Origin of the sequence: Microcoleus sp. ARI1-B5 (assembly GCF_036705795.1) — a bacterium.
In the GTDB taxonomy this organism is placed as follows: Bacteria; Cyanobacteriota; Cyanobacteriia; order Cyanobacteriales; family Microcoleaceae; genus Microcoleus.
In genome coordinates, this window is the sequence record NZ_JAUBVK010000019.1 from 23090 (window position 1) to 35760 (window position 12671).

Sequence of the window (12671 nt, forward strand, 5' to 3'; positions counted from 1 at the left end):
TGGTTGTTTGACAGGTCAAATGTATTGAGTGCTGTTGACTTCCAAATCCTCTATCCCCTAACGGAATTCTATGCAGTTGCAGCGCCAATTTAGCGGACAACTGATTGCTATTGACACCAAAACCGCGATCGCCAGCGGCGGTGAAGGTCGCATCTACCCGATCGCCCAAGACTCGTCCCTGGTAGCAAAAATCTACCACAAACCGACAGACGAAGACGGCGACAAACTCACAGTCATGTTCAGTATGCCGCCGGATGCGCCGATCGCGGAACCGGGACACGCCTCAATTGCTTGGCCGATCGATTTGCTGCATACTGTGGGCGGGCGCGAAAAAATCGTCGGTTTTGTGATGCCGCGCGTCAACAAAGTGCTGCCGGTACACACTTTCTACACTCCCAAAACCAGGCGCGAACAAAAACCGCTATTTAACTATCTTTACCTCCACCGCACCGCCCGAAATCTCGCCTCGGCTGTAAACGCCCTCCACGTCAGGGGTTACGTCATCGGCGATGTCAACGAGTCGAACATTCTCGTCACGGATACGGCTTTAGTAACGCTGGTAGATACCGATTCGTTTCAAGTGCGCGATCCTTATACGGGTTACGTTTATCGGTGTCCCGTGGGGAAACCCGAGTTTACGCCGCCGGAATTGCAGGGCCAGACTTTCCGCGATATCGATCGAGCTCCAGAGCACGATTTGTTCGGTTTGGCGGTACTAATTTTTCAATTGCTGATGGAAGGTACGCACCCGTTTTCGGGAGTTTATCTCGGTAGCGACGAACCGCCGTCTTTGGAGGCGAGAATTCGATCGGGTCATTTCCCCAGCGGTACGAAGCGGATACCCTACCGCCCGATGCCCGCAGCGCCCTCTTTCGAGATGCTGCATCCCCGGCTGCGACAGATGTTTGTCCGCTGTTTTGAGGAAGGGCACGTGAATCCGGCGGCGCGCCCGGATGCGAAAACTTGGGTGAATGCGATTCGGGAAGCGGAAGATTCCCTAATTACTTGCAGCAAAAACTCTCAGCATAAATACGGAAATCATTTGAGTCGCTGTCCTTGGTGCGATCGGGCAAAACTCCTCAAAGGCCGCGATCCGTTTCCTTCGCGGCAAGCAGTCAGCAACGGATTGCACTTGCAGCCCGCGAAAACCAAGCGTAAAAAGCCGTTACCCCCGCCTCCCGTGAGGGAGACCGCAGTGCGCCGACAACACCCCTCCACGGGGCTGCCGCGCCAACTCGGCAACTACCAAGTGCCACTGCTACCGATTCCTTCTCGGAGTCGGACTCCGGCGCCTCGGGTTCCCGCTAGCAAGTTTGAGCGCATTGTTCAGGATGCTGCTTGGGGCGGTGTTTGGGGTACTTTGTGTTTGGCGGCTTTGGCGGGGATTTTTTCGGCGATCGCTGAGGGTGGCGGGGCGATTTTGGGGGCGATTTTTGTCGGTTCGATTTGGGGCAGTTTTTTTGGGATGATGTGGGGCATTTTTACTTTGTCGCCGAACCAGATTTGGCGGAAGTGGGGGGGAGTTTTGGTGGGGACTCTCTGGGGGGCTTTCTTTTTGGCGGCGATTAGCGGTGTGGTGTTTGGGGCGATTAGTGATAATGCGGCGATCGGGGAAGCGATTTTGTCGGGCGCGGGGGTTGGTACTGTCTGGGGCTGTGTTTGGGCTGCTTTTTCGCCTCCTCTGGCGCTGCCGTCGGGGAGGGTGTGGGGGAGGCGGGGAGCGTTTTTGGGGGCGGTTTGGGGAGCGTTTTTGGGGACTTTGGCTGGTGTTTTGCTGGGGGCTGGGTGGGTGGTTTGGCAGCAGTATAAGGGGCCGATGCTGTCGGTGAGCGACTTTGCGCGTTTGTTGCTGGCTGTGCCGATCGTGGCGGCGGGTGTGGGTTCAGTTGGGGGTTTGGTTTCTGGGAGTTTGTTGGGTGTTTGCGGGTTTGCGCCGAAGCTACCGGTGTCGTTTCAGCCTTCGGGAATTCGCGGTGCGGCTTTGGGGGCGATTTGGGGCAGTTTTTTGGGGAATGTGGCGGGTGCTGTGTTGGGGGCGGGGGTTTGTGCGATATTTCCGGCTCTCAGCGGTGGGGTGTCAGTGCAGTTGGCGCCTGTCGTAGGTGCGATCGTCGGGGCTGGTTTGGGGGCGATTTGGGGCGTAATTTCGGGTGCTGTTTGGGGGGCGTTGGGGAAATGGTGAAGGAAGAAGCAACGATGTAAATTTGCAACCGCAGATATTTCTCTGCAACCTATTAGCCAAGCGCCTGAACAAAGCGTGGGAGTTCCAGCGTTTGACGTTTCGGGGTCGCATATCGAGCCGAACCTCTACTTGAATTTAACTTAGTCTTAACTTAAAATTAACCTTATTCCCTAGTAAATCTAGCGGCTAACCGGACTTACATTAAGTCAGCCTGCCACGCCTGGGAATGCGTGCGCGCCAACAGCGAGTTCTAGTAGGAGTACAGGCAATGAGTTCTATCTTTTTGGGCCCCAACGATTGGCAAACAGTCACCTTTAGGCTGACGGCTGCACTACTCGTAGGCTTCGCGATCGGCATGAACCGCCAGCAGCCAGGTAGACCAGCAGGTTTAAGAACCTTTATGATTGTGAGTCTAGGCGCAGCTATATTTGTAATGATTCCTTTGCAGATGGATGGCGACAGCACCTTTTCCTCGAACAATGCTTTGAGCCGAACTATCCAAGGAGTTGCCACAGGGGTAGGCTTTCTCGGAGGCGGAATCATTCTGCAACAAACTCAATACCCAGTGGGTAAAGCTGAAGTCAAAGGATTAACTTCCGCCGCAACTATTTGGTTGGCTGCCGGATTAGGTGCAGCGGCAGGCTGCGGTTTGTGGGTGATGAGTTTGATAGGAACGCTGTTTGCACTCTTGGTTTTGAGTGGCGTCAAACGGCTTAAGAAATCTGCCTTGATTCGTGCTTATGCTACCAGCAAACCAAAAACACGAGTCAAAGATGCAGCCTCAGCGCGAGATCGGCAGCCAGAATAACTAAACTTCCCTTTCAAAAAGTACAAGATATACTCAGCACGGTCAAAGACAATGCTGAGTAGCTGAGTACCTTTTGCGGTTAATTGGTCTGGCTTGAAGCTCCGAAATTTTCAGGTTAAAAGACAATCCCAATCCGCAGAAATGCCGGGAAATGGAGAGCCGATATGGTTGGAAACTCAAGCGAATTAAAATAAACAAGGATTTGCCACTCGAAGTCGATTGCATCTTTCACGGCGAACAGACTTCTTTTCAATATCTTTGGCAGGACAACCAAGAGTGAGGTAATTATGACTAACAAAGAAACCTGGATCGTTTACAAAGTCGAATCAATGAGCGCCGAAGGCTGGAGAGAACGCAAGTTAATGCCGTCCGGCGGCTTGACCGAAATGCTGACACAAGAGTGGGACTTTTCCGGCAAATTGCCCCAAATCGGCGATCGCGTGCGAGAATACGCCAACCTGCAAGACCCCGACAATGGCATCACTCACGGTAAAGATGGCGACTGGATTGTGACTCGCATCAACCACTTCTCGTCTAAGGAAACCAACCAGGAAATCGCAGTATGTTATTGTGCTTATCAACCCATTGAAGCTAACTGGGTCGAACTGAAACGAGGAAGACCTGTTAACGAGATTTTGCAAGCCGTTGAGATTGGGTAGCTGCTGAAGTTTGTAAGGGCTTGCGATGTTTTTTTGATAATTTTCGCGAAAAATTTCAAAATAAGGTGCGCATTGCGCACCCTACAAGTAGAAACAGGGTTGATTTTAGTAAGTCTTAGGTAACAATCCATTGGCAAAACAACTTACCATCTACCATCAGCCATTGAGCTGTGAGGCGAGGTTTTTTAGACTTTACATTAGCAGGTTGGAGAGTGTTGTCGGTGGTTACAGAAGATTGTACAGTTATTGCTATCATGATTTTTCTCCGTGAGTTTAGAGATGAGCGAAGCTAGATGAGAAACGGAAGCTTGTCGATCGCATTTGTGGATTTGATTTCTAGCCGTCCGCGCTCGCATCTGCGGGTAGGATGCCATGTTTTTGGCGGATTTGAGCCAATAACTCTGGAGACGGCGGCTGGGACTGGGCTGAGGCGGCCAATTCCTCAATAAACTTTTCTGCATCCGTGTTAGAAACCCATGACAGAAACTTAACTTCGGGCGATCGCATATGCAAACCGTGGACTATTCCCGCAGGAATGTTGATGCAATAACCGGGGGTGGCGCGTACAATTCGATCTTCAATTTGCAAATCCATTTCCCCTTCCAGAATGTAGAACCCCTCATCCCAAGGATGGGTATGTAGCGGAGTGCTAACGTTTTTCACACTAACGTTTTCAAAGAACCGCCAACCTTGGGTATCACTGCTGTTAGATTTGCAGGTAATATTGATGCCAAAAACTGAAAATACCTTACCCTCATTCGGTGCAATAACGGTTGAGGCTCGGGGTGTAATTTGCACAGTTGTTTGATTCATTGATTCCGTCATGTTAGTTCTATTTTTTATTCAGAAATTGCGCGAAAAATTTCAAGGTAAGGTGGTACAAATGCTTTCAGTTAACACCTGCGGCGATCGCATCTGCGGTGACGATGCCATGTTTCTGGCGGATTTGAGCCAACAACTCTGGAGACGGCGACGGTTCCTGCATTGCTTGACTCCATTCCTCCATAAACTTTTCTGCACCCCTGTTAGAAACCCAGGATAAGAACTTGACTCCAGGCGATCGCATTTGAGAACCGTGACGTATTCCCGCCCGAATGTTGATGCAATAACCGGGGGTGGCGTGTACTATTCCATCTTCAATTAGCAAATCCATTTCCCCTTCCAGAATGTAGAACCCTTCATCCCAAGGATGAGTGTGCAGGGGAGTGCTAATATTTCCCGCGCCAACGTTTTCAAAGAACCGCCAACCTTGAGTATCGCTGCTGTCAAATTTGCAGGTAATGGTATTGCCCAAAAATGAAAATACCTTACCCTGATTGGGTGCAATAACGGTTGAGGCTCGCGGTGGAGTTTGCACAGTTGTTTGAGTCATTAATTCAGTCATGTTAGTTCTCCTTTTTTATTCAGAAAATATGCGAAAAATCTCTTTGACTAATAAGAGTGACGCTGGCCGATCTAAATGTAGGGTGCGCCGTCCGCACTTTACCGATACATATAGCGTCTCAAACTGAATTTTTCGCAATAGGTGAAAGTGAGTTAGTAAGGTAGTCGATCGAGCCAAGCCCGCAGATCGTTTTCATCAGAACAGTGTGCCGATCGCCCTGTCCTTGGGTCGTAGGCGTGATACCATATTTGACCCGTGCGATCTCGCTTCTGGCAAATCTGCGGTTCCTGCTCTTTGGTGCAGTGGTAGATGAGATAATTCCCAACCTTACCTAGCCCAGAAACTAAGGTTGATGTATGAGATTTTACTTGTGCCACCAAGTCGGAAATTAACTCGGATTTGCGGTTGAAAATATGTTGTTTATTCATCACAAAATCTCCATGTTACGCAAGCTTAGGAATAATGGTCAATCGATTTTGGATTTTAGATTTGCGATTTGAGATTAACCTCTTCTTTAAAGAAGAGGCTCGAAGCACCCAACTTTTTTCTTGTTTTCTCCATGAATGGATCGGCTTGAAACCCTTTATTTTAGATTTCAAATTTTCATTTGAATCCAAAATCTCAAATCTCAAATCTCAAATCTCAAATTGTTCGGTCATTGCAAGGAACGAAGCGATCGCAGCAGCTTGGGAACGGGCATTTTCTGTTAATTCACGTAACCCAAAATGCCCACCCAACACCGCAAGACTTAAGCTTTCAAAGACAAAGCCTCGACATCAGATTGCACCCGAGAATTCAAGCTGCCCAAATCGAATTGCGAAAAGTCAGAGGCCGACAACTGATTCGGTTGCACGCCTTGCAAGACAGCCAGCGAGTTGCTACCCGCATTCACCAAAGTGCCAGTTCCTTGTTGCACAAAACTCAAATCCTCAAACTTCAAATCGTTGGCCAAGCCAATTTTGTCTTCACCGATATGGAAATCTAAGAAACTATCAAAACCGAAGTCGCGAGCCAAGACAAACGTATCGTGTCCCTTATTTCCGGCGAGGGTATCTTGGCCCATGCCGCCAAACAGCAAGTCATCACCTTTGCCGCCCTGGAGCATATCGTCATTATCACCGCCGATCAAGATATCAGCGCCGCCATTGCCGTAGATAATGTCCTTGCCTGCTTGTCCGACGAGAGTACCGTCTAGGTTGCTGCCGTTAAGAATACCGCCCTCTTGTGAGGCAATTTTTCCATTAGTAGGACTAGGCAGCTTATTGATGTCATACTCTAGCCGATACTTTGACCCATTGCCATTCATGAAGTTGATAAAGTGAAAATTACCTTGTCCGAGCAGCGGTTCGTTACCCTTAGCGACATAACTGGTTGTACCGATGAAATCATCACCGCCTTCAAAGATACCATCCGCATCATAGACATCGAAACTCATACTGTTGCTAAAAGGGATGGTCTGAATGAACTCTCCATTCGGGAGGAAGGCACCATCACCAATTGTGGTGGTTCCTGTTAAGGGGTAAAGGGTAGCTGTGTCTCCCGTCCGCATTTCCTTGGCTCCGGGGCGTGTATTATTTGTGAATCCAGGAGCCTGCTGAAGTGAATTACCATAGCCAAAACCAAATTTGAAACCGTTGACATTCATATAAATGTCGTCGTCGCTTAATACGTCTGCACCGTTTTGAAGACAGATGAGTTTGATATTGGTAGCTGCGAATTGTGTCATGATAAGTTTCTCCTTTGAAATTAAGTAAAAGAACTGTGAGCTAATTTCGCCGCAGTAAAACCTCGGCCTGTCTACCGGGATGCGGTAGCGAAACTCGATTGCTGCACAAGCCTGGTGAGACTAAGAGCTAGAAATCGTTGAAATTTTGCGGAGATTGCCAAGCGTTTTGTCAGCGAGAGTTAAACAATTAGCTATTAGTTTTTGGCTATTTGTTATCGCTTGAGATGTGCGCTTTGGAACCTGATATATCTACATTAGATTGGGATTCTGGATGTGTCTGTACAGTAAAAGTATGGACTTGAGTTGCAAAAGTCAGGTCAGGCAAGCCGATACTTGAAGTGATGGGCCCCGATAGCTTGGCCTGCAACGGCTTGGGGCGAAATGGGATGGCTCAGAACGATCGCCCGCGCATCCCTATTTCGGCTGAAATTATCAAAAAAGATTTCTCGAATACCAAAAAGTATGGAAATGTCAGGTAAGGTATTCAATAAAGCCTAGGTAAACCACTATGGACTTAGATCGAGCCCTGTTCGTGGTCGCTCGAGTTGTGTGTACTGCCACCGGCCGCCAATTAACGGATGTAGAAACGGCAATCTTCAAAGGGGCTTGGCACAGCCAAACCTACGGACAGATTGCCGAAACCTATGGGTATTCGGAAAACTACCTGCAACGGGATGTCGGCCCGAAATTTTGGAAATTTCTCAGCAAGGCCTTTGGCGAATCTGTCAGTAAAACTAACTTTCGATCGGCAATAGAACGCCAGCAGCGCAGCGAGGACGCAGCAGGAGCGGCCCGAGAACCGCAGCAAGACGGGGGAGTACGGGAACAAGAGAGCAAGGGGACAGAAGCCGCAGGATCGGCCGATCGAGCCACGAGAGCAAATTTATCCCAAAATCTACCTCCGTTGTCTCCCATTCCCCATGTTTCTCCCTTGCCAAGGGAGGGAAAAGAAGAGGGAGTTAATATCCAAAATCCGCCGAAACTGCGCGCGGATTGGGGGGAAGTGGTGGATGTTTCGATGTTTTACGGTCGAGCGCACGAACTGGCGACGCTAACAGAATGGGTGGTGGGCGATCGCTGTCGGTTAGTCGCGATTTTGGGCATGGGCGGCATTGGCAAAACGGCGCTGTCGGTGAAGTTAACCAACCAAATTTCGATCGCGTCCAGATTGCAAGAAAAAAGCGAATTTGAGTGCATAATTTGGCGAAGTCTCCGCAACGCTGTGCCCTTAGAAACTCTGCTCGCCGATTTAATTTCATTTTTGTCGAATCATCAAGACTCGCAGGTCAATCTCAGCCGATTGGCGCATTATTTGCGTACCTACCGCTGTCTGGTGATTTTGGACAATATGGAAACAATTTTGCAGTCGGGCGATCGCGCCGGACAATTTCGATCGGGCTACGAAGATTACGGCGACTTGCTGCGGATTGCCGGCGAATCTTCTCATCAGAGTTGTTTAATGCTGACCAGTCGGGAGAAACCGGCTGAGGTGGCTGCTGCTGAGGGCATGGGTTTAAAAGTGCGATCGCTCCAATTACAAGGTTCGCCGCAGGCTGCACAAGCGATTTTTCAAGCCAAAAGATTGACAGGAACGCCCGAACAAAAGGAATTTTTGGGCAATTGTTACGGTAACAGCCCTCTAGCATTAAAGATTGTTTCGACTTCAATTCAAGATATTTTTGACGGCGATATAGCAGAATTTTTAGAACAAGAAACGATTATTTTCAACGGGATTCGCCGGCTGTTGGACAGACATCTCGATCGCCTGTCTCCCCTAGAGCAAACTATCATGTATTGGCTGGCGATCGACCGGGAGGAAACAACGATCGCCCAATTGCTAGACGACATTGTGCCTGCCGTCTCTAAAGCAAAAGTGATGGAGGCCCTAGAGTCTTTGAACTGGCGATCGCTCGTGGAAAAACGCTCGGGTAAATACACGCAACAGCCCGTAGTCATGGAATACATGACTGAACGATTGATCGAACAATTCGCAACAGAATTGCAAACCGGAGAACTTGCACAATTTCTCCATTACGCGCCGGTCAAAACCACAGTCAAAGATTACGTGCGCCAAAGTCAGGTGCGGCTGATTCTCAAACCGATTGCCGATCGATTTTCTCAAAATTTTGCCGCCGTCGGTGCGATCGAACAACAGATTCTCAGTATTCTGGCAATGCTCAGAAGTTCAGAAACGCAGTGTTCTGGCTACGCCTGCGGCAACCTAATTAATCTCTGCTGTCACCTCAAAATTGATTTAACCGGCTATGACTTTTCTCGCCTCACAATTCGCCAAGCTTATCTCCAAGAGGTAAATTTGCACCGCGTCAATTTGGCCGGCGCTGACTTGGTTAAATCCGTCTTCACTCAAACCTTCGGCGCGATTACTTACGTCACATTCAGTACAGACGGCAAACTCCTGGCTACCGCAGAAGTGGACGGTCGAATTCGGCTGTGGCGATGCACGGACAGTCAACTGTTGTTAACTTTATCAGGACATAATAACTGGGTATGGTCGATCGCCTTTAGTCCAGACAGCAGCACGATCGCCAGCGGCAGCGGCGACCAAACCATCAAGCTGTGGCAGGTGTCTACTGGAATGTTGTTAAATACTTTGTACGATCGTATCGGTCAAGTCTTGTCAGTGGCATTCAGTCCCGACGGCACTATTCTCGCCAGCGGCAGTGCCGACCAAACCGTGAAACTTTGGGATACAGGCACCGGGCTACTCGTGAAAACCTTAACAGATCATGCGGGTTGGGTGCGCTCCGTGGCATTCAGTCCCGACGGCACTATTCTGGCAAGTGGCAGCGACGACCAAACCGTGAAACTGTGGAATGCCAGCAAAATACGATCGGGGGAATTCGCCGAGAGTGCAGGTGCAGCAGAGGTTTCAGGAGAACTTTTGACCACCTTGCAGGGGCATTCCAGTCCGGTACTGTGCGTTGCCTTCAGCCCCGACGGCGCGACTCTTGCCAGCAGCAGTGCCGACCAAACCGTTAAGCTGTGGGATGTTTGGCGTTCTGAAACTTCGATCGAACTGAGCTCAGACACCATTTGCAATCAGCCTTTTACGGGCGGGCAGGATGCCCAACCCCTACTCCCCACAAGAAAACTCACTCTTTGTGGAACAGGCATCTTGCCTGTTCTTGAGAATGGTGCAACATATGAGATCGAAGGGAGTCCAGGCGAATGCCGGGGAAAACTTCGGAACACCCTACAAGGACACAGCAATTGGGTGCGGTCTATTCAATTCAGCCCCGACGGTACGCTGCTTGCCAGCGCCAGCGATGACCAGACAGTGAAGCTGTGGGACGCACACACTGGCAAACTCTGGAAAACCTTGCTCGGCCATACTAATTGGGTGTGGTCGGTGGCCTTCAGTCCGGGAATAGCTGGGGCGGCAGGTGGCGTCATGTTAACAGCGGAACTCGAACCAAGAGAATCGCCACAGAAATGTGCGATCCTTGCCAGCGGCAGTTACGACTCCTCGGTGAGGCTGTGGAACGGGCAAAGCGGAAAACTCCTGAAAACCTTGCAGGGACATACTAATTGGGTATTGTGTATCAAATTTAGTCCCGACGGCACTATTCTCGCCAGCGGCAGCGACGACTCCTCGGTGAAATTGTGGGATGTTTGCACCGGCCGAGGAGCGTACACCTTGCCGGGACACACGGGTTGGGTTCGCTGTGTCGATTTCAGTCCCGACGGTAAACTTCTTGCCAGTAGCAGCGACGATCGCACTATCAAGCTGTGGGATGTCGATCGCTGTGAGTCGGGCAGCGACGAATACAGGGCAGATAGGCTGTCTGGAAGCATCTGGAAGACCTTGGAGGGGCATACCAACGGGGTATGGTCGGTGGCCTTCAGTCCCGACGGCACGCTGCTTGCCAGCGGCAGTGTAGACCGGACGGTGAAGCTGTGGAATGTCCGCACTGGAGCAATTGTGAGAACTCTGGAGGGACACAGCAATTGGGTGCGGTGTGTCGCCTTCAGTCCCGACGGCACGCTGCTAGCCAGTGCTAGCTACGACTCCTCGGTGAAACTGTGGGATGTCGGCACCGGACAAGTCGTGAGAACTTTGCAGGGGCATACTAGCGGAGTCTGGTCGGTGGATTTCAGTCCAGATGGTACGTTGATTGCTAGCGGTAGTTACGATCGCACTATCAAGCTGTGGGATGTCTCCACCGGAGAACTCTTGAAGACGTTGGAGGGGCATTCTCACGGGGTGTGGTCTGTCGCGTTCAGTCCCAGGGCGCAACCATCCCAGAAATGCGCCGCCTCTCTACTGGATCGCGATCTGATGCTTGCCAGCGGCAGTTACGACCAAACAGTCAAGCTGTGGGATGTCTGCACCGGACAACTCTTAAAAACTCTACAGGAACACACCAGTTGGGTATGGTCTGTTCGATTCAGTCCTGATGGTGATTCTGTGGCTAGCGGCAGTTCGGATGAGACAATTAAGCTGTGGGATGTGCAGGCGGGCGAGTGTTTGAAAACCCTTCGGGGCGATCGACCTTACGAAGGCATGAATATTACCGAAGTGACTGGAATAACCGAGGCACAAACTGCTACTTTGTGCCGTTTGGGCGCTGTTTGTAGCTAAAGTAGATTGCAAAGCCTAGGTTGACATCCACCTCGCCGTTATACGGCGAGGATTCCCGACACTCACGAATCGGGTTTCTGCTTCTTTCTCTTACGAGTTTTGCGCAACTGCCTTTGAGAGTTATCTCTCTCGGGTCTGACGTTCGCTCCACAGACTGTAACGGCAAGAAGGGCCGCCAAAATGTTTTGTGCCGCATTTAAATCTCGATCGTGGTTAGTACCGCAATTGGGACATTCCCATTCCCTGACATTCAAAGGCAGTTTTTCAACAATATGCCCGCACTTCGAGCACCTTTTAGAACTGGGAAACCAACGGTCTATTTCGACCAGCGCTCTGTTGTACCACTTGCATTTGTATTTAAGCTGTCGGGTCAATTCACCCCAACTCGCGTCACCGATTGCTTGTGCCAGCTTGGGATTTTTGACCAGATTTTTAATAGCTAAACTTTCAACTGCGATTGTTTGGTTGTCGCGCACCAGTTGAGTTGTTAGCTTGTGCAAGAAATCTTTGCGGGCGTCTGCTATCTTTGCGTGTATTTTTGCTACTTGCCTCCTTTGTTTTTCTCTATTTTTACTTCCTTTTTTCTTCCTAGATAGTGCTTTTTGCGCTCGCTTTAACTTCTCGCGCAATTTTTTAAAGTGCTTGGGGTTGGTTACTTTTTCGCCATCGCTGGTAGCTATTAAACTGGCGATTCCCAAGTCGATTCCTACGGCTTTGTCTGTTTTTGGCAGCGCTTCTACCGTCGTCGGGTCATCTACCAGCAGGGAAACGAACCAGCGACCCGAAGCATCTAGCTTTACGGTTATGGTGGACGGCGCGCATCCGGGGGGCAGAGGACGACTCCATCTAATCGGCAAAGGCTCGGTACATTTAGCCAAAAATAGTTGCCCGTCTTTCCACCGGAATGCCGATTTAGTAAATTCGGCGCTGCCACCGTGACGCTTCTTTTTGAAGTTGGGGTATTTTGCTGTGCCTGACCAGAAATTGACGAACGCCAGTTGTAAGTGTCTGAGTCCCTGTTGCAAGGGGACGCTGCTGACACAGGAAAGGAAATCGAGTGAGGGTTCCTTTTTCCAAGCCGTTAACATTAAACTCGTTTGGGCGTAGTCTATGCGTTCTTGCTTGGAATACCAAGCCTCGGTACGGGCGGCTAGAGCTTTGTTGTAAACCAATCGGACGCACCCTAATGTCCGGCGCAAGAGTGTTTCTTGTTCCGATGTAGGATAGACTCTGTACCGATAGGCTCTTTCCATTTTAAAAAACGCAATTTTCTTGCTTCAAAAAACGCAATTTTCAAGCCAGCTTACAT

11 protein-coding genes are annotated in these 12671 nt (G+C 50.0%); 5 read left to right on the forward strand and 6 right to left on the reverse strand.

The window, feature by feature from the left end; all coding sequences use genetic code 11:
* Positions 1 to 70 precede the first annotated feature (70 nt).
* The 3 genes from QUB63_RS23580 to QUB63_RS23590 all read left to right on the forward strand — a co-directional run bounded on the left by QUB63_RS23580 (position 71) and on the right by QUB63_RS23590 (position 3649).
* Positions 71 to 2182: a DNA-binding protein gene (locus tag QUB63_RS23580; protein WP_332947755.1), complete on the forward strand. Its 2112-nt coding sequence runs from the start codon at positions 71 to 73 to the stop codon at positions 2180 to 2182.
* A gap of 268 nt (positions 2183 to 2450) precedes the next feature.
* A complete protein-coding gene (locus QUB63_RS23585) occupies positions 2451 to 2990 on the forward strand; it encodes an MgtC/SapB family protein (protein ID WP_332947756.1) in 540 nt (179 codons plus the stop codon).
* A 287-nt stretch (positions 2991 to 3277) separates the two neighbouring features.
* A complete protein-coding gene (locus tag QUB63_RS23590; RefSeq protein WP_332947757.1) occupies positions 3278 to 3649 on the forward strand; it encodes a hypothetical protein in 372 nt (123 codons plus the stop codon).
* A 115-nt stretch (positions 3650 to 3764) separates the two neighbouring features.
* Here the strand turns inward: QUB63_RS23590 and QUB63_RS23595 are convergent, their stop codons facing one another.
* The 5 genes from QUB63_RS23595 to QUB63_RS23615 all read right to left on the reverse strand — a co-directional run bounded on the left by QUB63_RS23595 (position 3765) and on the right by QUB63_RS23615 (position 6759).
* On the reverse strand, positions 3765 to 3905 hold the full coding sequence (locus tag QUB63_RS23595) for a hypothetical protein (protein WP_332947758.1): 141 nt from the start codon (positions 3903 to 3905) through the stop codon (positions 3765 to 3767).
* Between the two features lie 80 nt (positions 3906 to 3985).
* On the reverse strand, positions 3986 to 4462 hold the full coding sequence (locus tag QUB63_RS23600; protein WP_332947759.1) for a cupin domain-containing protein: 477 nt from the start codon (positions 4460 to 4462) through the stop codon (positions 3986 to 3988).
* Between the two features lie 76 nt (positions 4463 to 4538).
* Complete coding sequence (locus QUB63_RS23605) at positions 4539 to 5033, reverse strand: cupin domain-containing protein (RefSeq protein WP_332947760.1); 495 nt, start codon at positions 5031 to 5033, stop codon at positions 4539 to 4541.
* Between the two features lie 152 nt (positions 5034 to 5185).
* The gene (locus QUB63_RS23610) at positions 5186 to 5461 is read right to left on the reverse strand and encodes a hypothetical protein (protein ID WP_332947761.1); all 276 of its coding nucleotides are present in this window, start codon (positions 5459 to 5461) and stop codon (positions 5186 to 5188) included.
* Positions 5462 to 5781: 320 nt separating this feature from the next.
* Positions 5782 to 6759: a calcium-binding protein gene (locus QUB63_RS23615; RefSeq protein ID WP_332947762.1), complete on the reverse strand. Its 978-nt coding sequence runs from the start codon at positions 6757 to 6759 to the stop codon at positions 5782 to 5784.
* A gap of 338 nt (positions 6760 to 7097) precedes the next feature.
* Between QUB63_RS23615 and QUB63_RS23620 the strand changes: the two genes are divergently transcribed.
* Together QUB63_RS23620 and QUB63_RS23625 are read left to right on the forward strand one after the other, a co-directional pair.
* On the forward strand, positions 7098 to 7238 hold the full coding sequence (locus tag QUB63_RS23620) for a hypothetical protein (protein WP_332947763.1): 141 nt from the start codon (positions 7098 to 7100) through the stop codon (positions 7236 to 7238).
* A 29-nt stretch (positions 7239 to 7267) separates the two neighbouring features.
* Positions 7268 to 11362, forward strand: a complete 4095-nt coding sequence (locus tag QUB63_RS23625) for an NB-ARC domain-containing protein (RefSeq protein ID WP_332947764.1) — start codon at positions 7268 to 7270, stop codon at positions 11360 to 11362.
* Positions 11363 to 11424: 62 nt separating this feature from the next.
* On the opposite strand, the gene QUB63_RS23630 is transcribed toward QUB63_RS23625, so the two are convergent.
* Positions 11425 to 12615: an RNA-guided endonuclease InsQ/TnpB family protein gene (locus tag QUB63_RS23630; protein ID WP_332947765.1), complete on the reverse strand. Its 1191-nt coding sequence runs from the start codon at positions 12613 to 12615 to the stop codon at positions 11425 to 11427.
* Positions 12616 to 12671 lie beyond the last annotated feature (56 nt).

Excerpts from the sequence above, each read along its gene's own strand:
- QUB63_RS23630 (WP_332947765.1), bottom strand. The coding sequence starts at position 12,615 with ATGGAAAGAGCCTATCGGTACAGAGTCTATCCTACATCGGAACAAGAA.
- QUB63_RS23595 (WP_332947758.1), bottom strand. The coding sequence starts at position 3,905 with ATGATAGCAATAACTGTACAATCTTCTGTAACCACCGACAACACTCTC.
- QUB63_RS23590 (WP_332947757.1), top strand. The coding sequence starts at position 3,278 with ATGACTAACAAAGAAACCTGGATCGTTTACAAAGTCGAATCAATGAGC.
- QUB63_RS23610 (WP_332947761.1), bottom strand. The coding sequence starts at position 5,461 with ATGAATAAACAACATATTTTCAACCGCAAATCCGAGTTAATTTCCGAC.
- QUB63_RS23625 (WP_332947764.1), top strand. The coding sequence starts at position 7,268 with ATGGACTTAGATCGAGCCCTGTTCGTGGTCGCTCGAGTTGTGTGTACT.
- QUB63_RS23605 (WP_332947760.1), bottom strand. The coding sequence starts at position 5,033 with ATGACTGAATTAATGACTCAAACAACTGTGCAAACTCCACCGCGAGCC.
- QUB63_RS23615 (WP_332947762.1), bottom strand. The coding sequence starts at position 6,759 with ATGACACAATTCGCAGCTACCAATATCAAACTCATCTGTCTTCAAAAC.
- QUB63_RS23585 (WP_332947756.1), top strand. The coding sequence starts at position 2,451 with ATGAGTTCTATCTTTTTGGGCCCCAACGATTGGCAAACAGTCACCTTT.
- QUB63_RS23580 (WP_332947755.1), top strand. The coding sequence starts at position 71 with ATGCAGTTGCAGCGCCAATTTAGCGGACAACTGATTGCTATTGACACC.
- QUB63_RS23600 (WP_332947759.1), bottom strand. The coding sequence starts at position 4,462 with ATGAATCAAACAACTGTGCAAATTACACCCCGAGCCTCAACCGTTATT.